Raw genomic sequence first — 25,691 nt, forward strand, 5'->3', positions numbered from 1 at the left:
TCGACCGGAGGGGACGACAACGTTGTCCATCGGTCTGAATATGACTCTACTCCTCCAACGGGCAACGCTGCCAATCCAGTTGGGGCCCTGAGTCGTCCGTGCCGTCCATGCCACGGGAGCCGCCCGGGCCGTACGTGCGGCCCGGGCCGGCGGCGGCCGTCGTTCGTCGGGAGCGGGTTTCTATGCGGCCGAGAGTGCGGTGCGGGTGCCGCGGCGCCACACGTCACGCAGGTTGAGGGTGTCGCTGATCGTGGTGGTGGGGTCGCCGTCCACGAGCAGCAGGTCGGCTCGCAGCCCCTCGGCGATGCGGCCGCGGTCCTCCAGGCCGAAGCGACGTGCCGGGGTGAGGGTCGCCGCGCGCAGGGCCTGGACCGGGGTGAGGCCGGCCTCGACGAGATACTGGAGCTCCTGGTGGACGCTGGCGCCGTGGACCACGCCGCCCAGGAACGGCAGCGGCAGGGGGGCCGCGTCGGTGCCGGCCATCAGGTCGACGCCGACGTCGTGCAGGGCCTTGACCGAGGCCAGGACGTCCTCCAGTTTGCCTTGCGGGTAGCGGTTGTAGCTGCTGTTCAGGGTGTTGGTCCATGCCTCGTCGAGACGTGAACCGACGCGTGGGTCCTCGGTGAGGGATGAGCCGGTGACGCCCATCATGGAGGCGTTCAGGGCGACGCAGGGGACGACGAACGCGCCGGAGGCGGCGATGAGGTCGACGATCTCGTCGGTGTGCGGCTGATCCATGAACAGGTGGGCCAAGCCGTCGATGCCTGCCTCGATCGCCATCCGTGTCGCGTTGACAGTCAAAGTGTGGGCGATGGTGAGCATCCCGTGCCGGTGGGCCTCGGCGACACCGGCGGTCAGCGTTGCCTGGTCGAGCATGGGCAGACCGGGGTGGCCCTCGACGGTGCCGTCGTCGACCATGAACTTGATGTAGTCCGAGCCTGCCGCGACGAGCCGGGGGATGAAGGCGACCGCTTCTTCCGGCGTGGTGGAGAACGGCATCAGGGGCATCTCGCGCGGACCGATCCGATCGCCACCATCGCCACCATCACCTCGATCGTCCGGTCCGCGGTGGCCTCCCGGCTTGAAGCCCTTGGGCATGAGTTCGCTGGGGTGGCCCCCGGGAGGAGTGATGCCGAACCCCGCGGAGCGGACGTCGGCGAGGGAGTCGTTCTCCGTGATGTGCGCGCGGCCGGCCCTGGTGTTCATGCCCTGCATCTCCAGTTCGGTGGTGATCCCGAACCGCAACGCCAGCGCGAGTGCCTCGTCGGAGGTGTGGACATGGGCGTCGAACAGACCGGGCAGCAGTGTTCCGCCCCTGGCGTCGACGATGCCCGCCCCGGCGGGTGGTTCACCCCCGACCGCAGCGATCCGCGTGCCGTCCAGCACGACGGTGGTGTCCTCCAGGACGTGCTCGCCGTCGAACACCCGGCCGTTGATGATGGCTGTGATCATGACTCTCTCTTCTCCGGGCAGGCCCGTCGCTCCGCTGATGCCGAGTTCTCCCACCGCCGTGCCCACATTAATGCAACTTGCAATTCCATGCATCTTTGCATGCATCTGCAGTCTGCAGGTGTGTGCGATAAGCTGCGGGGGTGACTGACAGGGACGCCTCCATGCCGCAGGACCAGGCCCTCCTGGATGCCGTCGGCACGGCCTTCGCCCGGCTGAGGCGGCGCACCATGCAGGCCCCGGTCGACCCCCCGGTGGGCCCCAAGGACCTCAAGCGCAACCTGGTTCTCAACATCGTCGACGAGGCAACCGAGGCGGGTACGGAGATGACGGTCGGCGGGCTCGCCGACCACCTCCTGGTGGACCCGTCGGTGGCCAGCCGTATGGTGAGCGACTGCATCTCCCACGGCTACCTGGTCCGCGCGGCCTCGCAGCAGGACGGCCGCCGCACCGTGCTCCACCTCACCGAAGAAGGCACCGCCCTCCTCAACCGATTCCGCCACCAGCAGCGGCAGGCATTCGAATACATCACCCGCGACTGGCCCGAGGCCGAGCGGCTCGAATTCGCACGCCTCCTCCTCAAGTACGCGGACTCCACCGCCCGACTGCCCGCACCGGGCGCCGCCGGCAGACCGACCGACGATCTCCCCGGGGAGGGACCGTGCGCGAGCGAGGGACAGAACCAGGGACACAGGCTCTGAGGTCCGTGGCCGTCGGCCTGGCGCTGGTGATGCTGCTGGGCGGACTCGCCGGGTGCGGCGCGGGCGCCGGCGACGCGAAGGAATCAGGGATCGCGGTGCCCGGCCTGTTCTATCTGCGGCCGCCCGGGGACAAGTCCGGTCCGACGGACAAGGTGCCCTTCCACGTCCAGGCCGAGGACGTGGCGGCCAACAGCCGCATCGGAACGCAGGAGCACCGGCTCACGGTCGACGTCACCGGATCCGAACGGGCCGTACGGCTCAAGATCTCGGAGATCCGCAAGAAGAACCCCAGGTGCGCCGGGAGCGCCACCCGGGTCGTCTGCCGGGTGGGCGGCGTCTACGACAGCTGGTCCGACCTCGACCGGGTCTATCCGTTCGCCGCCCCGGGCAGTAAGCCCGGCGACAGCGGAACGGTCCGTTTCAGCTACACCACCCCGAAGGGGAAGACACTCAACGCCCGCACCCGGGTCGTCGTCGGTGAGCCCGTGGTGAAGGTGCGCACGACGAAGGTGTTCGAGGAGGTCGCGCCCGGCTCCGTGCTGCGTACGCCGGTAGTGGTCCGCAACACCGGCGAGGTGCCCGTGCGGGGCGTCGCCCTGAAACTCGGCACCGGCACGGGCGTCCGCTTCGAGCGCCAGTACGGCAACTGCCGCTATCCGGGGGCCCAGAAGGGCTCCATCGCCGTGTGCGAGTTCCCCGACCTGCGCATACCGGCGGGCGGGGCGGTCGTCCTGCGCCCGGCCCTGGCGCTGAACGTCTCCACGACGGAGATGTACACCTCGTTCCACCAGGAGGCGTGGGCCCTGGACCTGGGCCCCGCCAAGAACAGCGTCGTACCCGAGGGCGGCGACTCCGGCGACGGCCCGCGGCTGACGACCGGAACCGCGAAGGGCGCCGACCTGAAGGGGACGTTCGCCGGCGGCGATGTGTGGAGCGAGGTGCAACTGGACACCTACGCCGACTTCGAGGTCTCCGGCGCCGAGGTGAGCGGCGAGCGCGGCAGCGAGCACACCGTGCGCCTGAAGGTCCGCAACAAGGGGCTCGCCACCCCCGGGAGCACGACACTGCTGTTCACCCCGCCGCCGAGCGCCACCGTGGTCGAGCAGCCCGAGGAGGCCATCGACGAGGATGTGTACGAGCCCTACTGCGACCTGGAAAAGGGTACGTACTCCTGCTCCGTGGGGAGCGGGCTCAAAGCGGGCGACACGCGCACCTTCGAATTCAAGCTCCGCCTGGGCGGGCCGGGGGAGGGCAGCGTGGAGGTGACGGACGCCGCCGACACCGACCGCCGCGACCCCGACCCCGCCAACGACACGGCACCGGTTACCGTCCTGCCGTAACCGGTGCCGTACGCGCTGTGCTGTACGAGTCGTACGAGTCGTACGAGCCGTGCGCGCTTGTGCTCAGCCGCGCGTCAGCCCAGCAGTTCCACCTCCGCCAGCGTCGCCTCACCGTCGAGGACCAGGCGGTACTTCGCGTACGTGCCGGGTGCCGCGACCGTGAAGGCCCGCGTCTGCTTGTCCCAGGTGAAGGACTGCCCGGAGCGCTTGTCGAGGTCCTTCCACTTGGTCCCGTCGGACGAGCCCTGGAGGACCCAGCCCTCGGGAGCCTTGGCGGCCTCGGCCGACGTCAGCGTGTACTGGACGGCCTTGACCGGGTCGGTGGTCGGCAGGTCCGCGGACGCGACGGTGGCGTTCGTGGCCGACGTGTTGTCGAACAGCGCGCCCTCGCCCTCGATGGCGTCGGTCCGGGGAGCCGGCACCTTGTCGTCCTGGGTGATCGACACGGGCGCCGCGTTCTTCCCGGTGCCCCACGAGGACGGCTTCGACCCCATGTCGAACTCGATCACCGCGCCGCGCGAGATGAGGGAGTGGGGGAGCGAAGTCGACTTCCAGGACTTGCCGTTGACCTTCAGGCCCTGCACGTACACGTTCTTCGCGCTGTTCTTCGGGGCCTTCACGACCAGGTCCCGGCCGTTCTCCAGGTGCACGGTCGCCTTGGTGAACAGCGGGGATCCGACGGCGTACTCTCCGCTGCCCATCACCAGCGGATAGAAGCCGAGCGAGGAGAAGAGGTACCAGGCCGACTGCTCGCCGTTGTCCTCGTCGCCGTGATAGCCCTGGCCGATCTCGCTGCCCGTGTAGAGCCGCGAGAGCACCTCACGCACGTTCTTCTGGGTCTTCCAGGGCTGGCCGGCCGCGTCGTACATGTAGTTCACGTGGTGGGCCACCTGGTTGGAGTGCCCGTACATGCCCATCCGTACGTCGCGGGCCTCGGTCATCTCGTGGATGACGCCCCCGTACGAGCCGACGAACTCGGACGAGGCGGTCTCCGGGGTGCCGAAGTACGTGTCGAGCTTCTCCGCGAGTCCCGGCCGGCCGCCGTACAGGTTGGCGAGCCCCCGCGAGTCCTGCGGCGCGGTGAAGGCGTACCCGTAGCCGTTGGTCTCCGTGTAGTCGTAGCCCCACACGCGCGGGTCGAACTTCTCGGAGTCCACCCGCCAGTCGCCCTTGGCGTCCCGGCCCTGGAAGAAACCGGCCTTCGAGTCGAAGAGGTTGACGTAGTCCTGGGCGCGGTTGAGGAAGTACGCGGCCTCTTCCTTGTACTTCTTCTTGCCGGTCTTCTTGTGGAGCGCCTCGCCCATCTTCGAGATGCCGTAGTCGTTGAGGTAGCCCTCCAGCGCCCACGACAGGCCCTCGTGGGTGTCGGTGCTCGTGTAGCCGATGAAGGGCGAGGTGGTCATGCCCTTGCGGCCCACGCCCGAGGAGGGGGGCACGACGGTCGCGTTCTTCACGGCCGCGTCGTACGCCGACTCCGCGTCGAAGTCGACGCCCTTCACGTACGCGTCCGCGAACGCCACGTCGGAGGACGTGCCGGTCATCAGGTCCGCGTAGCCGGGGGAGGACCACCGTGAGGTCCAGCCGCCGTCCTTGTACTGCTGCACGAACCCGTCGACCATCTCACCCGCCTTGCCGGGCGTCAGGAGCGAGTAGGCGGGCCAGGTCGTCCGGTACGTGTCCCAGAAGCCGTTGTTGACGTACACCTTGCCGTCGACGATCTTCGCGCCGGTGTGCGTCGGGGTGTCCGGGCCGGGCATCGCCGAGAACGGCGAGGCGTACTGGTACTTCGAACCGACCTTCTCGAAGCCGGAGTTCGGGTACAGGTACAGCCGGTAGAGGCTGGAGTAGAGCGTCGTCTGCTGGTCCGGCGTCGCACCCTCGACCTCGACCTTGCCCAGGACCTTGTCCCACGCCTCCTGGGCGCGCGACTTGACCGTGTCGAAGGACGTGCCGTCCGGGATCTCCTGGCGGAGGTTGTCCTTGGCCTGGTCGATGCTGATCAGGGACGTCGCGATGCGCAGGGTGACGGTGCGGTCGGCGCCGGGCTCGAACTTCAGGTAGCCCTTGACCCCCGTGGAGCTGCCCTCCTTCACCGGCGCGTCGAAGGTGCCGTACACGAAGAGCCGGGTCGCACCGGTCGACAGGCCGGACTTCACGTCCGAGTAGCCGGTGAAGGTCCCGCTCTCCTTGTCGAGAGTGAGGCCCGCCTGGTCCGTGACGTTGTCGAAGAGGACGTTCGCGTCGTCACCGGGGAAGGTGAACCGCATGGACGCGGCGTGGTCCGTCGGCGCCATCTCCGTCTTCAGGCCGTTCTCGAACCGTACGCCGTAGTAGTACGGGCGTGCCGTCTCGTTCTCGTGCTTGAAGGGCAGCGCGCGGGCGGTGCGGCCCGTTTCCGGGGTGCCGGTGGCGGCCGACGGCATCACCTGGAAGGTCTGCCGGTCACCCATCCACGGGCTGGGCTCGTGGCTCGCGCTGAACGCCTGGACGGTGGGCAGGTTGTCCGCGTTGTTGCCGCGCGCGTAGTCGTACAGCCAGCTGAGCGAGCCCGCGTTCGTCACCGGCGTCCAGAAGTTGAAGCCGTGCGGCACGGCCGTCGCCGGGAAGTTGTTGCCGCGCGAGAAGCCGCCGCTGGAGTTCGTGCCGCGGGTGGTCGACGCGTAGTCCGAGAGATGCGCTTTCGCCTTCTCGGGCTTCTTCACGTTGAGTTTCACGTCGTCCAGCCAGCCGCGGAACTTCGCGGGCCCCTTCGCGGAGTCGTACGCGACCAGGATTCGGTCGACCGTCCGGCCGGCCGCGACCGAACCGATCCGCGAGGCGACGTTGTTCCACTGGTTGACGTACAGCACCTTCGAGGCGCCCTGCCCCTGCGGCGTCAGCGCGAACCCGTGCTGGTCCTGGGCGCGCAGGTCACTCAGGTAGGTGCCGTCCGTGAAGGCAAGGTCGACCGAGACGTTCGTGGCGTCGTAGTCCCGGTCGCCGTCCGCCATCGACGGGTAGATCCGGTAGGCCAGCTCGGTGTCGCGGCCGACGGCCACGTTCACGTCGAAGACCTTGTTGTACGAGTAGGCGCGGCCGTCCGCCTTGTGCGTGCCCGCGTAGCGCAGGGCCCGCTTGCCGGTGAAGCCCGCGCCCGACTTGGCCGTCGGGGAGCCGCTGGGACCGCGGTCCACGAGGGAGAGCATGTCCTTGGGCGTGGGGTCCTCTTCGTCGCCCGTCGAGAACTGGACGTCGGCGAGCTGCAGTGCGTCGGAAGCGCCGTTGTTCTTGGTGATGTCGAGCCGGAAGTGCTGGTATTCCGCCGGTTCACCGAGCTTGTACGACTTCGTCTGGAACCGCTCGCCGAAGGATTCGCCGGTCCGGGTGTCGAGGGTCTTCCAGTCCTTGCCGTCGGTGGAGCCCTGGAAGGTCCAGTCGGCGGGGTCGCGCTCGTCGTGGTCGTTGGCCGACGTGAGCGCGTAGGTGACCAGCTTGACCGGGGCGTCGAGTTCGAACTCCGCCCAGCCGGTGCGTGCGAAGGTCAGCCACTTGGTGCCGGGTTCGACATCGGTGAGGTTCTCCTTCACCTCGCCGCCGCCGGTGTTCTCGGCACTCGCGCGGACGTCCGTGACGTGGTCCGTCACATTGCCGGGGATACCGGTGGTGTAGCCGCCGTCGACGCCCGACGAGCGTTTCGTACCGTCGGGCGAGCTGTCGACCGTGTTGAGCCAGTCGGGTGCGGGTTCACCCGTCTCGAAGGAGGAGCCGAACTCCCGCTCCGCGGCGGCCGCTTCACCTGGACGGGCTACGGCGGCACCCTGTGAGGCCACCACCAGTGCGAAAGCGGCCGCTCCGAGGACCGCCGTGGAACCCCACCCGGGCCGTGCTCCGAGCCGAGGTCTGTGCAGAGAATCTTGCCGAGATCTGTGGTGCATGCGCCAGCACCCTCCCTGTCACGTGCGCCTGGACAACGTTGTCAAACTTGCTGCGCAAGGTCCAGTAGGGAGTCAAGTGGTCAGCGCTGTCAAGGGTGTTGGATGCGGCGTACGGGGGGCGTGTCGGCAGCCGGCCCGACGGCCGGCCCGACGGGCCCGCACGGGTCCGTCGGTCGGCTGCCTGTTCGGGCGCTGATCGTTCCCTGATCGCCGGCTGTGCGGCGGGTCTGCGGGCAGCTCATATGTCCGTGAGGTCTCACTTAGGGAAAGACTGTCGGCCAACTGTGCATTCGATCTTGCTCCGCTGGCGGGAAGTGGACTATACCTGTCGGCGTCTGCCCAGTCGTTCGACCGGTCGTGGGCAGGCAGCTGACGGAGACGAGGTGGCGCGGCGATCAGCGACGTGCTGTGCATTCCCGCGGTTTCCGTTGTTCCAGGCACGATCCAGCTCTACTGACGTCCCTCGCGAAAGCGCCGGGCACACCGTCCGACCTGCTTTTTCTACCGGGGGACCGGGGGTTGTCCCCGGGTAATGCAGTACCAACCGCGGTGCCGGGGAGGGTCCGGTTCACCGCCTGAGTCCTGAATGAAGGCGAGGACTTGAGCATGGGATCCACTTCCGCCCACAACGACCGCGAGGGTGTCGGCCGCCGCGACCTGATCAAGCGGTCCGCCGCGCTCGGTCTGATTTCCGTACCCACGATGAGTTTCCTGTCCGCGTGTGCCAGCGGCGACAGCGGCGACGACGAAAAGGTCGACAAGGGCAAGAAGACCAAGAAGAATCCGCTCGCGGTCAACGAGAGCGCACCGCTGGAGATCGTGATCTTCGACGGCGGTTTCGGCACGAAGTACGCCGAGGACGCCAAGGCGGTCTACGAGGAGAACTTCCCCAAGGCGAAGGTCAAGTTCTCCTCGACCCAGAAGATCCAGTCGGTCCTGCAGCCGCGCTTCAACCAGGGCACCCCGCCGGACCTGATCGACAACTCGGGCGCCGAGCAGATGGACATGGGCGTCCTCGCCAGCAAGAAGCAGCTCGCGGACCTCACCCCGCTGCTCGACGCGCCGTCCTTCGACGACCCGGCCAAGAAGGTCCGCGACACCCTGCGCCCCGGCATCGTCGAGATGGGCCAGCTCGACGGCGACCCGGTCTGGATCATGTACTACGCGTACACGATCTACGGCGTGTGGTACTCGCAGAAGGCGCTGGACTCGCTCGACGCCACGTACCCGGAGACCTGGGACGACATGCTCGCGGTCTGCGCCAAGGCGAAGAAGAAGAACATGGCGGGCTGGACGTACGCGGGCAAGTACCCGTACTACCTCCCCTTCTCGCTCTACCCGATGATCGGCAAGGTCGGCGGCCGTGAGGTGCTCGACGCCATCGACAACCTGGAGCCGAACGCCTGGAAGCACCCCGCGGTCAAGGCCTGCTTCGAGGCGTACTACGAGCTCTACAAGAAGGGCTACATCCTCAAGGGCACCCCGGGCCTGGACCACATCCAGTCCCAGACGGCCTGGACCGAGGGCAAGGCGCTCTTCATCCCGAACGGCTCCTGGGTGGAGAACGAGGCGGCGAAGACCATGCCGAAGGACTTCAACCTCGCGGTGTCCGCGCCCAGCGGCATCGACAGCTCGGACAAGATGCCCTTCGGCACCATCTGGGCCTCCGGCGGCGAGCCGTTCATCGTCCCCGCCAAGGCCAAGAACACCGACGGCGGCATGGAGCAGCTGCGCATCATGCTCGGCGAGGCCTCGTCGAAGAACTTCACCTCGTCCGTCAAGTCGCTGTCCGCGTTCAACGGCGGCACCGACGGTATCGAGCTGACACCGGGTCTGAAGTCCGGTGTCGCGGCTCTGGACAAGGCCGGTGACAACGTGGTCAACCCGCGTCTCCAGGACTGGTACGTGGCGCTCCAGAAGGAGAAGATCGGCACCGGCGGTCTCGGCGAGATGATGGCGGGCCGGCTCACCCCGGTCGAGGCCATCAAGAAGATCCAGGGCTACGCCGACGAGGCGGCCAAGGACGACAGCATCCAGCACTACAAGCACCAGTGAGCGCGGCCGGGGCCCCGGGCAGTGACCGGGGCCCCGGCTCCAGGCCCTGTCTCCCCGATCTTCGCGGGCGCACGACGCCACAGCGACATCAGCCGCTCCGCGGCGGGCGGCACCTCGCCGCACGGCCGCATCACCCGAGTACGTCCAGTACGAGGGCGATGCGGCCGCACGCCGATGCACCGCACCGGACGCCGCGCGCTGATCCGCGAAGATCGGGGAGACAGGACCTGGGTGTGCGGCATCGACGGCAGCCCCCGCGGGAAGATCGGGTCGGTAGGAATGCAACACGGTAAATACCGTTTCATCGTGGGGTTCTTGACGGCCCCCCTGGCCATTTACGCTCTCTTCGTGATCTGGCCCTTCGTCCAGTCCATCTACTACTCGTTCACGGACTGGAGCGGTCTGAGCCCCGACTTCAAGATGGTGGGCTTCAAGAACTACACGAGGATTCTCGACGACGATGTTTTCTGGAAGTCGTTGCAGCACAGCGTGCAGTTCGTCGTGCTGCTGCCATTGGTGACCCTCGCCCTGGCGCTGTTCTTCGCCTTCATGCTCAATGTCGGCGGACGGCGCCGGAAGAATGCAGCGATCGCCGGTGTCCGCGGCTCGTCCTTCTACAAAGTGGTCTACTTCTTTCCGCAGGTGCTGTCGATCGCGATCGTGGCACTGCTGTTCCAGTTCGCCTACAACCCCAACAGCGGTGCGATCAACTCCGGTTTGCAGGCGGTGGGCCTGGACAATGTCCAGCCCGATTGGCTCGGTGACCCCGACCTCGCCCTGTGGTGCGTCTTCGCGGTGCTCGTCTGGTCCACCGTCGGCTTCTTCGTGGTGCTCTTCTCCGCGGCAATGGCCTCCATTCCCCGGGACTACTACGAGGCCGCGCTACTGGACGGCGCGAACCGCATCACGACCTTTTTCAAGATCACCCTGCCGCTGCTCTGGGACACCGTGCAGTCCGGCTGGGCCTACATGGGCATCCTGGCGCTCGGCGCCGAGTCCTTCGCGGTCGTGCAGATCATGACCGTGGGCCCCGGCGGCCCCGACTACTCGACGACCGTCCTGCCGCTGTACGTCTACCAGAAGGCGTTCCGCGACGGACAGGCCGCCTACGCGACGACGATCGGTGTCGCCCTGCTCCTCGTGACGCTGCTGTTCGTGGCCGTCGTGATGAGGCTGGGCCGGCGCGAGCGGCTGGAGTACTGATGCAGAACGAGTTGACCGAGCCGCGCGGAGGCCACGAGTGAAGACGACCGACACGCCTCCCGCCGACACCACGGGGGAGGGGGCGCCCGTCAGCAAGATGACGGCCGTGGCCGCGCCGGAGGAGAAGACCCCCGAGGGCAGGACCCTCAACATCTTCTCGCACGGCATGCTCGTCCTCTGGGCGTTCATGGTCGTGCTGCCGCTGCTCTGGGCAGTGATGACCTCGTTCAAGACGGACAAGGACATCTTCAGCTCGCCGTGGGCGCTGCCCGACAAGTTGCACTTCGACAACTGGTCGCGCGCCTGGACCTCGGCGAACATGAGCGACTACTTCCTCAACACGATCATCGTGGTGGGGTTCTCGCTCCTCGGCACCATGCTGCTGGGCTCCATGGCGGCGTACGTCCTCGCGCGCTTCGACTTCCCCGGGAACCGCTTCATCTACTTCCTCTTCATCGGAGGGATGAGCTTCCCGATCATCTTGGCGCTGGTCCCGCTGTTCTACGTCATGCAGAACCTCTCGCTGCTGAACACGCTGCCCGGCCTCGTCCTGGTCTACATCGCCTACTCGCTGCCGTTCACCGTGTTCTTCATGACGGCCTTCTTCCGGACGCTGCCGACCTCGGTGGCCGAGGCGGCCTTCGTGGACGGCGCCTCGCACACCAGGACGTTCTTCCAGGTGATGCTGCCGATGGCCAAGCCGGGTCTGATCAGCATCACCATCTTCAACTTCCTGGGGCAGTGGAACCAGTACCTGCTGCCGACGGTGCTCAACACCGAGCCGGACGACAAGGTGCTCACCCAGGGCCTCGTCCAACTGGCCGTCAGCCAGGGATACAAAGGTGACTGGTCCGGTCTCTTCGCCGGCCTCGTGATGGCGATGCTGCCGGTGCTCGCCGCGTACATCGTGTTCCAGCGCCAGGTCGTGCAGGGGCTGACGGCCGGCGCGCTCAAGTAACGGTTCGACCGTCGGTTCGGTTTGCGAGGGTGGTCCCGGAATGACTCCGGGGCCACGCTGGTGTGAACAGCTGCGCGGACGCACCCCCTTTGCTCAACCTCTTGACGGGAGGCAACCCCAACGGCTCAGCTTAGGGTTCACTAGTTGGACATAGACGGGGCCTCACCGAGGCGGCCCCGTACGCAGGAGGTCGTCGTGGAGACTCCGGGGTCGCAGTCGTCGCTGCACCGAGCCAATCTCGAACGGGTCGTACGTGCGGTGCGCCTGGCCGGGTCACTCACGCAGGCGGAGATCGCGAGGGCGACGGGACTGTCCGCGGCCACGGTCTCCAACATCGTCCGGGAGTTGAAGGACGGCGGAACGGTCGAGGTCACACCCACCTCGGCGGGCGGCCGAAGGGCCCGCAGCGTCAGTCTCAGCGGCGACGCCGGCATCGTCATCGGCGTCGACTTCGGCCATACGCATCTGCGCGTCGCGGTCGGCAACCTGGCGCACCAGGTGCTCGCCGAGGAGTCCGAGCCGCTCGATGTGGACGCCTCCGCCGCACAGGGCTTCGACCGCGCGGAACAGCTGGTCAACCGCCTGATCGCGGCCACCGGCGTGGACCGTACGAAGGTCGCGGGCCTGGGCCTGGGCGTGCCCGGACCGATCGACGTGGAGTCCGGAACGCTCGGCTCCACCGCGATCCTGCCGGGCTGGACCGGCACCAAACCCGCGGAGGAGCTGCAGGGGCGGCTCGGGGTGCCGGTGCACGTGGACAACGACGCCAACCTGGGAGCCCTCGGCGAACTGGTCTGGGGGAGCGGCCGGGGTGTGCGCGACCTGGCGTACATCAAGGTCGCGAGCGGTGTGGGCGCCGGACTCGTGATCGACAGCAAGATCTACCGCGGCCCAGGTGGCACGGCGGGAGAAATCGGGCATATTACCCTGGATGAGTCCGGCCCGGTCTGCCGCTGCGGCAACCGGGGCTGCCTGGAGACCTTCGCGGCGGCGCGCTACGTGCTGCCCCTCCTCCAGTCCAGTCACGGTACGGACCTGACCATGGAAGGTGTCGTGCGGCTGGCGCGGGACGGAGACCCTGGCTGCCGTCGGGTGATCGCCGACGTCGGCCGACATATCGGCAGTGGAGTCGCCAATCTGTGCAACCTGCTCAATCCCAGCCGGGTGGTGCTCGGCGGTGATCTCGCCGAGGCCGGAGAGCTCGTGCTGGGCCCCATCAGGGAGTCCGTCGGCCGCTATGCGATTCCCAGTGCGGCACGTCAGCTGACCGTTCTGCCGGGGGCACTCGGCGGGCGGGCGGAAGTCCTCGGGGCGCTCGCCCTCGCGCTCAGCGAGATGGGCGATTCAACCCTTTTGGACGGGTCGCTCACCGCTGGTACTCCTGCCTTCACTTAGAGAACGGATGGCACCGTTGCCATCTCGTTAAGGATTTACTTCTTGACGTCGCACCTGCGGCCGAGTTGACTTCCAGCCACCTCGGTCGCAACGTCGCGGCCTCGTCAGGGAGGTTTCTGAAGTGAATACGCGTATGCGTCGCGCCGCCTTTGCTGTTGCCGCTGGTGCGATGGCCGTCTCGCTGGCCGCCTGTGGCAGTGCCGACAAGGCCGACGACAGTGGTGACGACTCCAGCAAGACCGCCGCCAAGGGTGACAACATCAAGGTCGGCCTGCTCCTTCCGGAGAACCAGACCGCGCGGTACGAGAAGTTCGACAAGCCCCTGATCGAGAAGAAGGTCAAGGAGCTCACGAACGACAAGGGCGAGATCGTCTACGCCAACGCCAAGCAGGACGCCACCACGCAGTCCCAGCAGGTCGAGACGATGATCACCAACAAGGTGGACGTCCTGATCGTGGACGCGGTGGACTCCAAGGCCATCGCCAACGGCGTGACGAAGGCCAAGGACGCCGGCATTCCTGTCGTCGCGTACGACCGCCTCGCCGAGGGCCCGATCGACGCCTACACCTCCTTCGACAACGAAGAGGTCGGCCGTGTCCAGGGCAAGGCGCTCCTGGAGGCCCTGGGCGACAAGGCCAAGCCCTCCGCGAAGATCGTCATGATGAACGGCGCGGTCACCGACCCGAACGCCGCGCTCTTCAAGAAGGGCGCGCTCTCCGAGCTCGACGGCAAGGTCGACATCGCCAAGTCGTACGACACCAAGGAGTGGAAGGCGGAGAACGCCAACCTCAACATGGAAGGCGCGATCTCGGCGATCGGCAAGAACAAGATCGTCGGCGTCTACTCCGCCAACGACGGCATGGCGGGCGGCATCATCACCGCCCTGAAGGCCGCGGGCGTCTCCAAGCTCCCGCCGGTCACCGGCCAGGACGCCGAGCTCGCGGGCGTGCAGCGCATCGTCGCGGGCGAGCAGTTCATGAGCGTCTACAAGTCCTACCCGAAGGAGGCGGACGTCGCCGCGCAGATGGCCGTCGCTCTCGCCAAGGGCGAGAAGCTCGACTCCATCGCCAAGACCAAGGTCGACAGCCCCACCACCAAGGGTGTCCCGTCGGTACTCGTCCCGGTCGTCTCGCTGACCAAGGACAACATCAACGAGACGGTCATCAAGGAAGCCATCTACACGGTCGACGAGATCTGCACCCCCAAGTTCAAGACTGCCTGTGGCAAGGTCGGCCTGAACTAGGTGACGACAAGTCCCTTACCGCGTACGTGAATTCGCGCTACTGAATTCCCGTACGGGTTTTGTGGGCCACAGATGTGGCCCACAAGGGACGGTCGTATTCGAAGCCCGTCCGGCGCCCCGCAACCACCAGCCCCGCAGCTAGGGCGGGGCGCCGGACGGAACACTTCACTCCCCCCGAATTCTTCTGCACAACCTCCCGCCGGGTCAGGCGGCGAAGGAGATGGTCAACGTGTCCGCTACGCCTGTTCTGGCGTTGCGCGGGGTCTCGAAGCGGTTCGGTGCCGTTCAGGCGCTCACCGACGTAGAGCTCGAGGTCCACGCCGGCGAGGTGGTCGCCCTGGTCGGCGACAACGGCGCCGGAAAGTCCACGCTGGTGAAAACGATCGCCGGCGTGCACCCCATCGATGAGGGTGTCATCGAATGGGACGGCAAAACCGTCCAGATCAACAAGCCGCACGACGCCCAGCACCTGGGCATCGCGACCGTCTACCAGGACCTCGCGCTGTGCGACAACATCGACGTCGTCGGCAACCTCTACCTGGGCCGTGAGCTGAAGAAGCGCGGCATCCTGGACGAGGTCGAGATGGAGCGCCGCTCGCGCGAACTGCTCCAGACGCTGTCGATCCGCATCCCCAGCGTGCGCATCCCGATCGCCTCGCTCTCCGGCGGTCAGCGCCAGACCGTGGCCATCGCCCGCTCCATGCTCGGCGAGCCCAAACTGGTCATCCTCGACGAGCCCACCGCGGCTCTCGGTGTCGAGCAGACCGCCCAGGTCCTCGACCTGGTCGAGCGGCTGCGCGAGCGCGGCCACGCCGTCCTCCTCATCAGCCACAACATGGCCGATGTGAAGGCCGTCGCCGACAAGGTGGCCGTGCTCCGGCTCGGCCAGAACAACGGCGTCTTCGAGGTCAAGGCCACCTCGCAGGAAGAGATCATCTCCGCCATCACCGGCGCCACGGACAACGCCGTGACCCGTCGTGCGGCGCGCAGCAACGGGGAGGCTCAGAAGTGAGCATCGACAAGACCTCCGCCACCACGGACGACCACGTCGTCGCCAACCCCGAGGCCGCCGCCGACGCGGTGACCGTGGTCGACCCCCGGCTGCTCGTGCGCGAGCAGGGCCTGGCCGGCTACGTCGGTGAGTTCAAGCGCAAGATGCGGGCGGGCGACCTGGGCTCCGTCCCGGTCGTCATCGGCCTGATCGCCATCTGCGTCATCTTCCAGAGCCTGAACTCGGCCTTCCTCTCCGCCGAGAACCTCAACAACATCGCCGTCGCGATGGTCGCCACCGGCATGATGTCGGTGGGCATCATCTTCGTGCTGCTGCTCGGCGAGATCGACCTGTCGGTCGGCTCGGTCAGTGGTGTGGCGGGTGCCATCACCGCCGTACTGAGCGTCACCCACGGCGTGAACGAGTGGCTGGCCGTCCTCGTCGCCCTCGTGAGCGGTGCGGCCATCGGCGCGCTGCACGGCTTCTTCTTCGCCCGGATCGGCGCCCCCGCGTTCGCGGTCACCCTGGCAGGACTGCTGTTCTGGCTCGGCTTCATGCTCCAGATCCTGGGCGAGAACGGCACCATCAACATCGACGGCGACGGCGTGGTCGGCAAGCTGACCACGTACTACTTCTCGGATGTCGCGGCCGCCTACGGCCTCGCGCTCGTCGCTGTGGTGCTCTTCTTCGTCACCAGCTTCCTGGACAGCCGCCGCCGCGAGGCCGCGGGCATCCCGTCCCGGCCCCTGGGCGACCTGATCATGCGCACGGCCCTGCTCGCGATCGTGGCGTTCGCCGCCGCGATCATGTTCAACCAGTACAAGGGCCTTCCGCTGGCGCTGCTGCTGTTCGTCCTGGTCCTGGTCCTCAGCGACTTCGTACTGCGCCGCACGAGCTACGGCCGCAAGATCTTCGCACTCGGCGGCAGCGTCGAGGCGTCCCGTCGTGCCGGTATCAACGTCACGGCGGTCCGCGTCTCGGTCTTCGCCCTGGCGGGCTTCTTCGCCGCCGTCGGTGGTCTGTTCTGGGCCTCGAAGATCGCGGCGGCCAACCAGAGCGCCGGCGCGGGTGACCTCCTGATGAACGTCATCGCGGCGGCCGTCATCGGCGGCACCAGCCTCTTCGGCGGCCGCGGCCGTACGTGGAACGCGCTGCTCGGTGTCATGGTGATCACCTCGATCCAGTACGGGCTCGCGCTCGAAGGCATCGCCACGCCGGTCCAGTACATGATCACCGGTGGTGTGCTGCTGGCCACGGTCGTCATCGACTCGATCACGCGCAAGACGCAGAAGACGGCCGGCCGCGCATAACGCTGCGCGGTTGCGCGGCTGGACCGCAGGGTCTGGGGTGTGGGGCGGCTGCGGGCCTGTAGTGGCTGGTCGCGCAGTTCCCCGCGCCCCTTGAGGGGCGCGGCCCCTCTGGCACGAGTGCTCGGCACCCTTGGTGGTGTCGGGCACTTTCGTGTTGGTTGGGGCGTTTGGGAGGAGTCGGGTCGGGCGAGATGTTCTACGGCCGATCGCGTGACGTACGACGCACAGCCCGGGCGCCGCCGCCAGAGGCGGAACATTAGACTCGACAGGCCCGGCAACGCTCGAACGCTCTACTGCAAGGAGGCACGGGTGCCGCTGCTGACCCGCATCAAGGGACCGCGCGATCTGGACCGGCTCAGCCCGGAGCAGCTGGACCAGCTGGCCGACGAGATCAGGACCTTCCTCGTCGACGCGGTTTCCAAGACCGGCGGCCACCTCGGCCCCAACCTCGGCGTCGTCGAACTCACCATCGCCCTGCACCGGGTCTTCGAGTCCCCCAAGGACCGGATCCTGTGGGACACGGGACACCAGTCCTACGTCCACAAGCTGCTCACGGGCCGCCAGGACTTCTCGAAGCTGAAGATGAAGGGCGGCCTCTCCGGCTACCCCTCACAGGCCGAGTCCGAGCACGACGTCATCGAGAACTCGCACGCCTCCACGGTCCTCGGCTGGGCCGACGGCCTCGCGAAGGCCAACGAGGTCCTGCGCAGAGACGACCACGTGGTCGCCGTCATCGGCGACGGGGCCCTCACCGGCGGCATGGCCTGGGAGGCGCTCAACAACATCGCCGACGCCAAGGACCGCCCGCTCGTCATCGTCGTCAACGACAACGAGCGTTCGTACGCGCCCACCATCGGCGGCCTCGCGAACCACCTGGCGACCCTGCGCACCACCGACGGCTACGAGCGCTTCCTGGCCCGCGGCAAGGACCTCCTGGAGCGCACGCCCGTCGTCGGCAGACCGCTCTACGAGACCCTGCACGGTGCCAAGAAGGGCCTCAAGGACTTCATCGCCCCGCAGGGCATGTTCGAGGACCTGGGCCTGAAGTACGTCGGGCCCATCGACGGGCACGACATGGAGGCCCTGGAGTCCGCGCTCGCCCGTGCCAAGCGCTTCGGCGGCCCGGTCATCGTGCACTGCCTCACCGAGAAGGGCCGCGGCTACCAGCCCGCCCTCCAGGACGAGGCCGACCGCTTCCACGCCGTCGGCAAGATCCACCCCGACACGGGCCTGCCGATCGCCTCGTCCGGCGCCGACTGGACGTCCGTCTTCGGTGAGGAGATGGTCAAGCTCGGCCGGGAGCGTCAGGACGTCGTCGCCATCACGGCCGCCATGCTGCAGCCGGTCGGCCTCGACAAGTTCGCCAAGGCCTTCCCGGACCGGGTGTACGACGTCGGCATCGCCGAGCAGCACGCGGCCGTGTCGGCGGCCGGCCTCGCCACCGGCGGCCTGCACCCCGTCTTCGCGGTCTACGCGACCTTCCTCAACCGCGCCTTCGACCAGGTCCTGATGGACGTGGCCCTCCACAAGTGCGGGGTCACCTTCGTGCTCGACCGGGCCGGCGTCACCGGCACCGACGGCGCCTCCCACAACGGCATGTGGGACATGTCGATCCTCCAGGTCGTGCCGGGCCTGCGACTGGCCGCGCCGCGTGACGCCGACCAGGTCCGCGCCCAGCTGCGCGAGGCCGTCGAGGTCACGGACGCGCCGACCGTGGTCCGCTTCTCCAAGGGCGCGGTCGGCCCCGCCGTACCCGCCGTGGGCCGCGTCGGCGGCATGGACGTCCTGCGGGAGCCCGGCACCGACACCCCGGACGTGCTCCTCGTGTCGGTCGGCGCCCTGGCGCCCATGTGCCTGGAGATCGCCGGCCTCCTCGACCAGCAGGGCATCTCCACCACCGTCGTCGACCCCCGCTGGGTCAAGCCCGTCGACGAGGCCATGGCCCCGCTCGCCGAGCGCCACCGTGTGGTCGTCACCGTCGAGGACAACTCCCGTGTCGGCGGCGTCGGTTCAACCATCGCCCAGGCCCTGCGCGACGCGGGCGTGGACGTTCCCCTGCGCGACTTCGGCATCCCGCCGCGCTTCCTGGACCACGCCTCCCGCAAGGAGGTCATGGCCGAGATCGGACTGACCGCACCGGACATCGCCCGGCAGGTCACCGGACTCGTCTCCAGGCTCGACGGCAGGTTCGAACACGCGAACGCCACGGCGGAGGCCGCCCGCGACTGACCGACCCGAGTGGGCCGGTTCCAGCACCCTTTACGGTGGTGGAACCGGCCCATTCGCGTGAAATCCCACGCGCCGGGGCATACGGACTACGCCCCCTCTCGATCATGTCGAGGACGACAAGCGTGGGAGGTACGCCCGTGAGCAACACCCTCTTCAGGACGAAGAAGATCGAGCAGTCCATCCAGGACACGGAGGAACCGGAGCACGCGCTCAAGAAATCCCTGTCCGCCCTGGATCTGACGGTCTTCGGCGTCGGTGTCATCATCGGCACCGGCATCTTCGTCCTCACCGGCACGGTCGCCAAGAACAACGCCGGCCCCGCCGTCGCCCTGGCCTTCGTCGTGGCCGGGGTCGTCTGCGCGCTCGCCGCGCTCTGCTACGCCGAGTTCGCGTCCACCGTCCCGGTGGCCGGCTCCGCGTACACCTTCTCGTACGCCTCCCTCGGTGAGCTGCCCGCCTGGATCATCGGCTGGGACCTGGTGCTGGAGTTCGCGCTCGGCACCGCGGTGGTCGCGGTCGGCTGGTCCGGCTACATCGCCTCGCTGCTGGACAACGCGGGCTGGCAGTTGCCGGCGGCCCTCAGCGGGAGAGAGGGGGCCGACGGCTTCGGCTTCGACATCCTCGCCGCCGCCCTCGTGCTGGTGCTCACCGCCATCCTCGTGGTCGGCACGAAACTCTCCGCGCGGGTCACCGCCGTCGTGGTCGCCGTCAAGGTGACGGTCGTCCTGGTCGTGATCATCGCCGGTGCCTTCTTCATCAAGGGCGACAACTACGACCCGTTCATCCCGAAGGCGAAGCCCGTGGAGGCGGGCAGCGGCCTCGACTCCCCGCTCGTCCAGCTGATGTTCGGCTGGGCGCCCTCCAACTTCGGCGTGATGGGCGTCTTCACCGCCGCCTCCGTCGTCTTCTTCGCCTTCATCGGCTTCGACGTCGTGGCGACGGCCGCCGAGGAGACCAGGAACCCCCAGCGGGACATGCCCCGCGGCATCCTCGGCTCACTCATCATCTGCACGACCCTGTACGTCGCGGTGTCGATCGTCGTGACCGGCATGCAGCACTACACCAAGCTGTCCGTGGACGCCCCGCTCGCCGACGCGTTCAAGGCCACCGGCCACCCCTGGTACGCGGGCTTCATCAGTTTCGGCGCCGCCGTCGGCCTCACCACCGTCTGTATGATCCTGCTGCTCGGCCAGACCCGGGTCTTCTTCGCCATGAGCCGCGACGGACTGCTGCCCCGCTTCTTCTCGCACGTCCACCCGCGCTTCAGGACCCCGCACCGGCCGACCATCCTGCTCGGCGTCATCATCGCGATCGTCGCCGGCTTCACCAGCCTCAGCGAGCTCGCCGAACTGGTGAACATCGGCACGCTGTTCGCGTTCGTCGTCGTCGCGATCGGCGTGGTCATCCTGCGCCGCACGCGCCCGGAGCTGCCGCGCTCCTTCCGCACCCCGCTGGTCCCGTTGCTGCCGGTCGTGTCGGTCCTCGCCTCGCTGTGGCTGATGCTGAACCTGCCCGCCGAGACGTGGCTGCGGTTCGGCATCTGGATGGCGATCGGCTTCCTTGTGTACTTCGTGTACGGCCGCTCGCACAGCCGACTCGGGCGAGACCAGAAGGCAGCCGCAGGCCGGACCGCGAACCCGCCGGGCAAGGACGCCGGGTAGGTACGAGTCCATGTGGTTCCGTGTGGGTCCGTATGGGGTTACGGGGTTACGGGCGGACGGTCCGTGGGCCCGTAACCCCGGCGCCCAACTCGGTCACCCTGCGCCGCAGTTCGCGGTCCGCCGTGACCACCAGGCGCGAGCGGTCGGCGTGTTCGGCGACCAGCTCGACGATGCGGTCGTCACCGCTGCCGGGCGCCGCGTCGACACGTACACCGGGGACGGACGTCACTGCGCGGGCGCCTCCCTCGACCACGAGGATCAGCTCCAGCGGACCCGGGATGCCCGGCAGGCCGTCCGTGGCGTACGGGACGAGCTGGTCCCGTACGCGCTCCGCGGCGCCCCGGCGGTCGCGCCACCAGCCGTCGGGGACCGACCCGACCACGTTGGCGGCATCGACGATCACAAGAGGGGGAGCGTCCATACGGCCAGGGTCGCACGGAGGGGGATCACCCGGCCGATTAGAGTGGGGGAGTGTCAACGGTACGCACACTCAACGGCGTATGGCTCATACGCGGCCGGGACGGCAGACTCAGCGCCTACGCTCCGCTGGAGGAAGCGGTGTGGTGCTGGGCCGAGCAGCGTCCCGGCGGCCCCTGGACGACCCCCCGCACGGTCGGCGGCGACCAGCGTCTGAACCCGGTGCTCGCGGTCGGCCAGGGAGCCGACTCCTACGCCCACCTGGTCTCCTGGCGTCCCACCGAAACCGGCGAGGCCGGACTCGTCCACTCCACCCACTTCCGGCCACATCTCGCAGCGCTCGACTGGAACCGGCTCGGGCACCCCAACGCCAAGGGGAAGCAGACCGGCGTACCGGCGGTCGCCGTGGACGCCGAGGGCCGCGCGCATGTCTTCGTACGCAACAAGGGCGGCGGGGTCAGCATGCGCGGCCAGAAGGAACGCGGCGGCTGGGGCCCCTGGCGGGACATCAAGGGCCGTGAGGTCACGGGCGAACTCGCAGCCGTCACCCGGTCGTCCGGGCTCGTCGAGCTGTACGCGGCCACGCCGACCGGCATTCTGCGCTGGACCCAGGCCGGTCCGGGCCATGTTCCCGCGCTCGACGACGAGCCCCTGAAGGTGTCGGTCCGGCCGGGCACCCTGCGGGCGCTGGTCACCTCCGACGAGCACGTGACCCTGTTCTTCACGGACGAGAAGGACACCGTGTGGGCCTGGCGGGCCGGTGCGGAGCCCGTGGAACTTCTCGGCTGTGCCGGGCCCGGGGCGGTGTCCGCGATCCGCTGCACGCTCGACGACGTCGACTGCACGCTGCTCGCCCAGCGCTCCGCGAGCGGCCGGGTCGCCTTCGCCGCGTATCCCACCGAGCAGGAGTCCGCGGGGGCCTGGTGGACCGACTCGGGCCCGCAACTCCCCGCGGACGCCCAGGTGTCTCTGGCGGAGGACGCGGATGGGCGGGTGGTCGCGGCGAGCCTCGCCCCGACCACCGGCGCGCTCCTGCTCACCCGCCGCAAGGACGAGCCGGGCCTGGCCCTGGAGGCCTGGCGACCCGTTTGACCGCCCCCTCCGCCCCTTCCCGTCCCGTACCTGGGGGTTGCCGCCCCCAGACCCCCGCAATCGCGCTGAACGCGCTCGTCCTCAAACGCCGGACGGGCTGAAGATTCAGCCCGTCCGGCGGAACTACGCCGGTACGGAGGCCACACCCGTCGCCAGGAACGGCTTGCCGTTCACGCGGGCGGAGACACCCTCACGGTCCAGGTACGGCGTGATACCGCCCAGGTGGAAGGGCCAGCCCGCACCCGTGATCAGGCACAGGTCGATGTCCTGCGCCTCGGCGACGACACCCTCGTCGAGCATGAGCCCGATCTCCTGCGCGACGGCGTCCAGGACGCGGGCGCGGACCTGCTCCTCGGTCAGCACGACATCGCCCTGCTTCAGCAGCGCGGCGACCTCGGGGTCCAGCTCCGGCTTAGCAGGATTCTCGGTGGAGTACACGTAGAAGCCGCGCTTGCCCGCCTTGACGACGGCCGCGAGGTTCGGGGAGACCGTGAAGCGCTCCGGGAAGGCCCGGTTGAGGGTCTCCGAGACATGCAGACCGATCGCGGGGCCCACCAGTTCGAGCAGGACCAGCGGCGACATCGGCAGGCCCAGCGGCTCGACGCCCTTCTCGGCGACCTCGACCGGCGTGCCCTCGTCGATGACGTTCTGGATCTCGCCCATGAAGCGGGTGAGGATGCGGTTCACGACGAACGCCGGGGCGTCCTTCACCAGGACCGCGGTCTTCTTCAGCTTCTTGGCGACACCGAAGGCGGTCGCGAGCGCGGCGTCGTCCGTCGCCTCGCCCCGCACGATCTCAAGGAGCGGCAGGATCGCGACCGGGTTGAAGAAGTGGAAGCCCACGACCCGCTCGGGGTTCCTGAGCTTCGACGCCATCTCGGTGACGGACAGCGAGGAGGTGTTGGTGGCGAGGATCGCGTGGGCCGGGGCGACCGCCTCGACCTCCGCGAACACCTGCTGCTTGACGCCGATCTCCTCGAAGACGGCCTCAATGATGAAGTCCGCGTCCGCAAAACCCTCGGCCTTGTCCAGGACACCCGTCACCAGGGCCTTGAGGCGGTTGGCCTTGTCCTGGTTGATCCGGCCCTTGCCGAGCAGCTTGTCGATCTCCGCGTGGACGTAGCCCACACCCTTGTCGACGCGCTCCTGGTCGATGTCGGTCAGTACGACCGGCACCTCCAGGCGGCGCAGGAAGAGCAGGGCGAGCTGCGAGGCCATCAGGCCCGCGCCGACCACACCGACCTTGGTGACCGGACGTGCCAGGGACTTGTCCGGAGCACCCGCCGGACGCTTGGCGCGCTTCTGGACGAGGTTGAACGCGTAGATGCCGGAGCGCAGTTCACCGCCCATGATCAGGTCGGCCAGCGCCTTGTCCTCGGCGTCGTAGCCCTGCTGGAGGTCGCCGTTCTTGGCGGCGGCGATGATGTCCAGCGCGCGGTACGCGGCCGGAGCGGCCCCGTGCACCTTGCTGTCCGCGATGAAGCGGCCCTTGGCGACGGCCTGGTCCCAGGCCTCGCCGCGGTCGATGACCGGACGGTCGACGACGATCTCGCCCTTGAGGACGGACGCCGTCCAGATCAGCGACTGCTCCAGGAAGTCCGCACCCTCGAACAGGGCGTCGGCGATGCCCAGCTCGTAGACCTGGGCGCCCTTGAGCTGCTTGTTCTGGTTGAGCGAGTTCTCGATGATCACCGAGACGGCCTTGTCCGCACCGATCAGGTTCGGCAGCAGGGTGCAGCCGCCCCAGCCGGGCACCAGGCCGAGGAAGACCTCGGGCAACGAGAAGGCGGGGAGGGACGCGGACACCGTGCGGTAGGCGCAGTGCAGGCCGACCTCGACGCCGCCGCCCATGGCCGCGCCGTTGTAGTACGCGAAGGTCGGTACGGCCAGCGTCGCGAGGCGCTTGAAGACCTCGTGGCCGCCCTTGCCGATGGCGAGCGCGTCCTTGTGGTCCTTCAGGAGCTCGACGCCCTTGAGGTCCGCGCCGACGGCGAAGATGAACGGCTTGCCGGTGACGCCGACGCCGATGATCTCGCCGGCCGCCGCCTCCTTCTCGACCTGGTCGATCGCGAGGCTCAGGTTCGCCAGCGAGGCCGGGCCGAAGGTGGTCGGCTTGGTGTGGTCGAGGCCGTTGTCGAGCGTGATGAGCGCGAAACGCCCGGCGCCGAACGGCAGGTCGAGGTGGCGCACGTGCGCCGACGTCACGACCTCGTCGGGGAACAGCTCGGCTGCGCCCTTCAGGAGTTCAGTGGTGCTCACTTGTCGCCTCCGGCGTCCTTGTGGTGCGGGTTCTCCCAGATCACCGTGGCGCCCATGCCGAAGCCGACGCACATGGTGGTGAGGCCGTAACGGACCTCGGGGTGCTCTTCGAACTGTCGGGCGAGCTGCGTCATCAGCCGGACTCCCGAGGAGGCCAGCGGGTGGCCGTACGCGATGGCGCCGCCGTACTGGTTGACGCGCGTGTCGTCGTCGGCGATGCCGTAGTGCTCAAGGAAGGCGAGGACCTGGACGGCGAAGGCCTCGTTGATCTCGAAGAGGTTGATGTCCTCGATCGACAGGCCCGCCTTGGCGAGGGCCTTCTCGGTCGCCGGGATCGGGCCGTAGCCCATCACCTCGGGTTCGACGCCCGCGAAGGCGTACGAGACCAGGCGCATCCTGACCGGCAGGTCGTGCTCGCGGGCGAACTCCTCGGACGCGATGATCGAGGCGGTGGCGCCGTCGTTCAGACCGGCCGCGTTACCGGCGGTGACCCGGCCGTGCACCCGGAACGGCGTCTTGAGGCCGGCCAGGTTCTCCAGCGTGGTGCCCGGACGCATCGGCTCGTCGGCGGTGACCAGGCCCCAGCCCGTCTCACCGACCTCCGCGTTGGTGTTGCGCACCGAGACCGGCACCAGGTCCTGCTGGATCTTGCCGTTGGCGTACGCCTTGGCGGCCTTCTCCTGCGAGCGCACGGCGTACTCGTCGGCGCGCTGCTTGGTGATGCCCGGGTAGCGGTCGTGCAGGTTCTCCGCGGTCATGCCCATGAAGAGGGCCGACTCGTCGACCAGCTTGTCGCTGACGAACCGCGGGTTCGGGTCCACGCCCTCGCCCATCGGGTGGCGGCCCATGTGCTCGACACCGCCCGCGATGACGGCGTCGTACGCGCCGAACGCGACGGAGCCGGCGGCGGTCGTCACGGCGGTCAGCGCACCGGCGCACATACGGTCGATCGAGTAACCGGGCACGGACTGCGGCAGCCCGGCCAGGATCCCGGCCGTGCGGCCCAGCGTCAGACCCTGGTCGCCGATCTGCGTGGTCGCGGCGATGGCGACCTCGTCGATCTTCTTCGGGTCGAGTCCGGGGTTGCGGCGCAGCAGCTCCCGGATCGCCTTCACGACGAGATCGTCGGCACGGGTCTCGTGGTAGATGCCCTTCGGGCCCGCCTTGCCGAACGGGGTGCGGACGCCGTCGACGAAGACGACGTCCCTGACGGTACGAGGCACGATGGCTCTCCTCCAGATGCGGGATGGCACTACTGCGCGGCACACACGCCCTGAGCGCGCGCTCACCTGCCATGCTACTTGCGGGTAACCGACCTGCCCAGTCCCACGGGCTTGAGCGGCGAAGGTCACACGGCTTTCCGTGGCACCCGCGGGTGATCTGTGGCTGGTCGCGCAGTTCCTCGCGCCCTCCTCCCCGGTGGCCGGGTGCGTCAGCCGGCACAGCAAGGCGGGAAGTTCCGCGCGACCGTGTC

At 68.3% G+C, this 25,691-nt stretch carries 17 protein-coding genes; 12 read left to right on the plus strand and 5 right to left on the minus strand.

Annotated elements, in window-relative coordinates:
• Nucleotides 1-180: 180 nt before the first annotated feature.
• Nucleotides 181-1,452: an amidohydrolase family protein gene (locus AB0D14_RS19500; protein ID WP_362780524.1), complete on the minus strand. Its 1,272-nt coding sequence runs from the start codon at nucleotides 1,450-1,452 to the stop codon at nucleotides 181-183.
• Between the two features lie 140 nt (nucleotides 1,453-1,592).
• Here AB0D14_RS19500 and AB0D14_RS19505 point away from each other — a divergent pair, with 140 nt between their 5' ends.
• Together AB0D14_RS19505 and AB0D14_RS19510 are read left to right on the plus strand one after the other, a co-directional pair.
• Nucleotides 1,593-2,150: a MarR family winged helix-turn-helix transcriptional regulator gene (locus AB0D14_RS19505; protein WP_362780525.1), complete on the plus strand. Its 558-nt coding sequence runs from the start codon at nucleotides 1,593-1,595 to the stop codon at nucleotides 2,148-2,150.
• Nucleotides 2,151-2,155: 5 nt separating this feature from the next.
• A complete protein-coding gene (locus tag AB0D14_RS19510) occupies nucleotides 2,156-3,490 on the plus strand; it encodes a hypothetical protein (protein ID WP_362780528.1) in 1,335 nt (444 codons plus the stop codon).
• A gap of 74 nt (nucleotides 3,491-3,564) precedes the next feature.
• On the opposite strand, the gene AB0D14_RS19515 is transcribed toward AB0D14_RS19510, so the two are convergent.
• Nucleotides 3,565-7,305 carry a GH92 family glycosyl hydrolase gene (locus tag AB0D14_RS19515; protein WP_362780750.1) on the minus strand — a complete coding sequence of 1,247 codons (3,741 nt, stop codon included), beginning with the start codon at nucleotides 7,303-7,305 and terminating at the stop codon, nucleotides 3,565-3,567.
• A gap of 705 nt (nucleotides 7,306-8,010) precedes the next feature.
• Between AB0D14_RS19515 and ngcE the strand changes: the two genes are divergently transcribed.
• From ngcE to AB0D14_RS19560, 9 genes are all read left to right on the plus strand, one after another.
• On the plus strand, nucleotides 8,011-9,459 hold the full coding sequence (gene ngcE, locus AB0D14_RS19520) for an N-acetylglucosamine/diacetylchitobiose ABC transporter substrate-binding protein (RefSeq protein ID WP_362780531.1): 1,449 nt from the start codon (nucleotides 8,011-8,013) through the stop codon (nucleotides 9,457-9,459).
• Nucleotides 9,460-9,738: 279 nt separating this feature from the next.
• On the plus strand, nucleotides 9,739-10,662 hold the full coding sequence (locus AB0D14_RS19525) for a sugar ABC transporter permease (protein WP_362780752.1): 924 nt from the start codon (nucleotides 9,739-9,741) through the stop codon (nucleotides 10,660-10,662).
• A gap of 97 nt (nucleotides 10,663-10,759) precedes the next feature.
• Nucleotides 10,760-11,620, plus strand: coding sequence for a carbohydrate ABC transporter permease (locus AB0D14_RS19530; protein WP_362780755.1), 861 nt, complete (start codon nucleotides 10,760-10,762; stop codon nucleotides 11,618-11,620).
• A 195-nt stretch (nucleotides 11,621-11,815) separates the two neighbouring features.
• Nucleotides 11,816-13,015 (plus strand): ROK family transcriptional regulator, encoded by a 1,200-nt coding sequence (locus AB0D14_RS19535; protein ID WP_362780534.1) that lies wholly within the window; start codon nucleotides 11,816-11,818, stop codon nucleotides 13,013-13,015.
• A 133-nt stretch (nucleotides 13,016-13,148) separates the two neighbouring features.
• Nucleotides 13,149-14,258 carry a substrate-binding domain-containing protein gene (locus AB0D14_RS19540; protein WP_362780757.1) on the plus strand — a complete coding sequence of 370 codons (1,110 nt, stop codon included), beginning with the start codon at nucleotides 13,149-13,151 and terminating at the stop codon, nucleotides 14,256-14,258.
• A 220-nt stretch (nucleotides 14,259-14,478) separates the two neighbouring features.
• Nucleotides 14,479-15,270 (plus strand): ATP-binding cassette domain-containing protein, encoded by a 792-nt coding sequence (locus AB0D14_RS19545; protein ID WP_362780536.1) that lies wholly within the window; start codon nucleotides 14,479-14,481, stop codon nucleotides 15,268-15,270.
• A complete protein-coding gene (locus AB0D14_RS19550) occupies nucleotides 15,267-16,559 on the plus strand; it encodes a sugar ABC transporter permease (RefSeq protein ID WP_362780538.1) in 1,293 nt (430 codons plus the stop codon). Before AB0D14_RS19545 ends, AB0D14_RS19550 begins: the two co-directional genes overlap by 4 nt.
• Nucleotides 16,560-16,868: 309 nt before the next feature.
• A complete protein-coding gene (dxs, locus tag AB0D14_RS19555; protein ID WP_362780541.1) occupies nucleotides 16,869-18,788 on the plus strand; it encodes a 1-deoxy-D-xylulose-5-phosphate synthase in 1,920 nt (639 codons plus the stop codon).
• A gap of 137 nt (nucleotides 18,789-18,925) precedes the next feature.
• Nucleotides 18,926-20,449, plus strand: coding sequence for an amino acid permease (locus tag AB0D14_RS19560; protein ID WP_362780544.1), 1,524 nt, complete (start codon nucleotides 18,926-18,928; stop codon nucleotides 20,447-20,449).
• 46 nt (nucleotides 20,450-20,495) lie between these two features.
• Here the strand turns inward: AB0D14_RS19560 and AB0D14_RS19565 are convergent, their stop codons facing one another.
• Nucleotides 20,496-20,870, minus strand: a complete 375-nt coding sequence (locus AB0D14_RS19565; protein ID WP_362780547.1) for an NTP pyrophosphohydrolase — start codon at nucleotides 20,868-20,870, stop codon at nucleotides 20,496-20,498.
• A gap of 50 nt (nucleotides 20,871-20,920) precedes the next feature.
• Between AB0D14_RS19565 and AB0D14_RS19570 the strand changes: the two genes are divergently transcribed.
• Nucleotides 20,921-21,958, plus strand: coding sequence for a hypothetical protein (locus tag AB0D14_RS19570; RefSeq protein ID WP_362780550.1), 1,038 nt, complete (start codon nucleotides 20,921-20,923; stop codon nucleotides 21,956-21,958).
• Nucleotides 21,959-22,081: 123 nt separating this feature from the next.
• On the opposite strand, the gene AB0D14_RS19575 is transcribed toward AB0D14_RS19570, so the two are convergent.
• Nucleotides 22,082-24,217 carry a 3-hydroxyacyl-CoA dehydrogenase NAD-binding domain-containing protein gene (locus AB0D14_RS19575; protein ID WP_362780552.1) on the minus strand — a complete coding sequence of 712 codons (2,136 nt, stop codon included), beginning with the start codon at nucleotides 24,215-24,217 and terminating at the stop codon, nucleotides 22,082-22,084.
• Complete coding sequence (locus AB0D14_RS19580) at nucleotides 24,214-25,440, minus strand: acetyl-CoA C-acyltransferase (RefSeq protein ID WP_362780554.1); 1,227 nt, start codon at nucleotides 25,438-25,440, stop codon at nucleotides 24,214-24,216. The genes AB0D14_RS19575 and AB0D14_RS19580 overlap by 4 nt, the downstream gene beginning before the upstream one ends.
• Between the last annotated feature and the right edge of the window lie 251 nt (nucleotides 25,441-25,691).

The organism is Streptomyces sp. NPDC048484, from assembly GCF_040651415.1.
GTDB lineage: Bacteria > Actinomycetota > Actinomycetes > Streptomycetales > Streptomycetaceae > Streptomyces.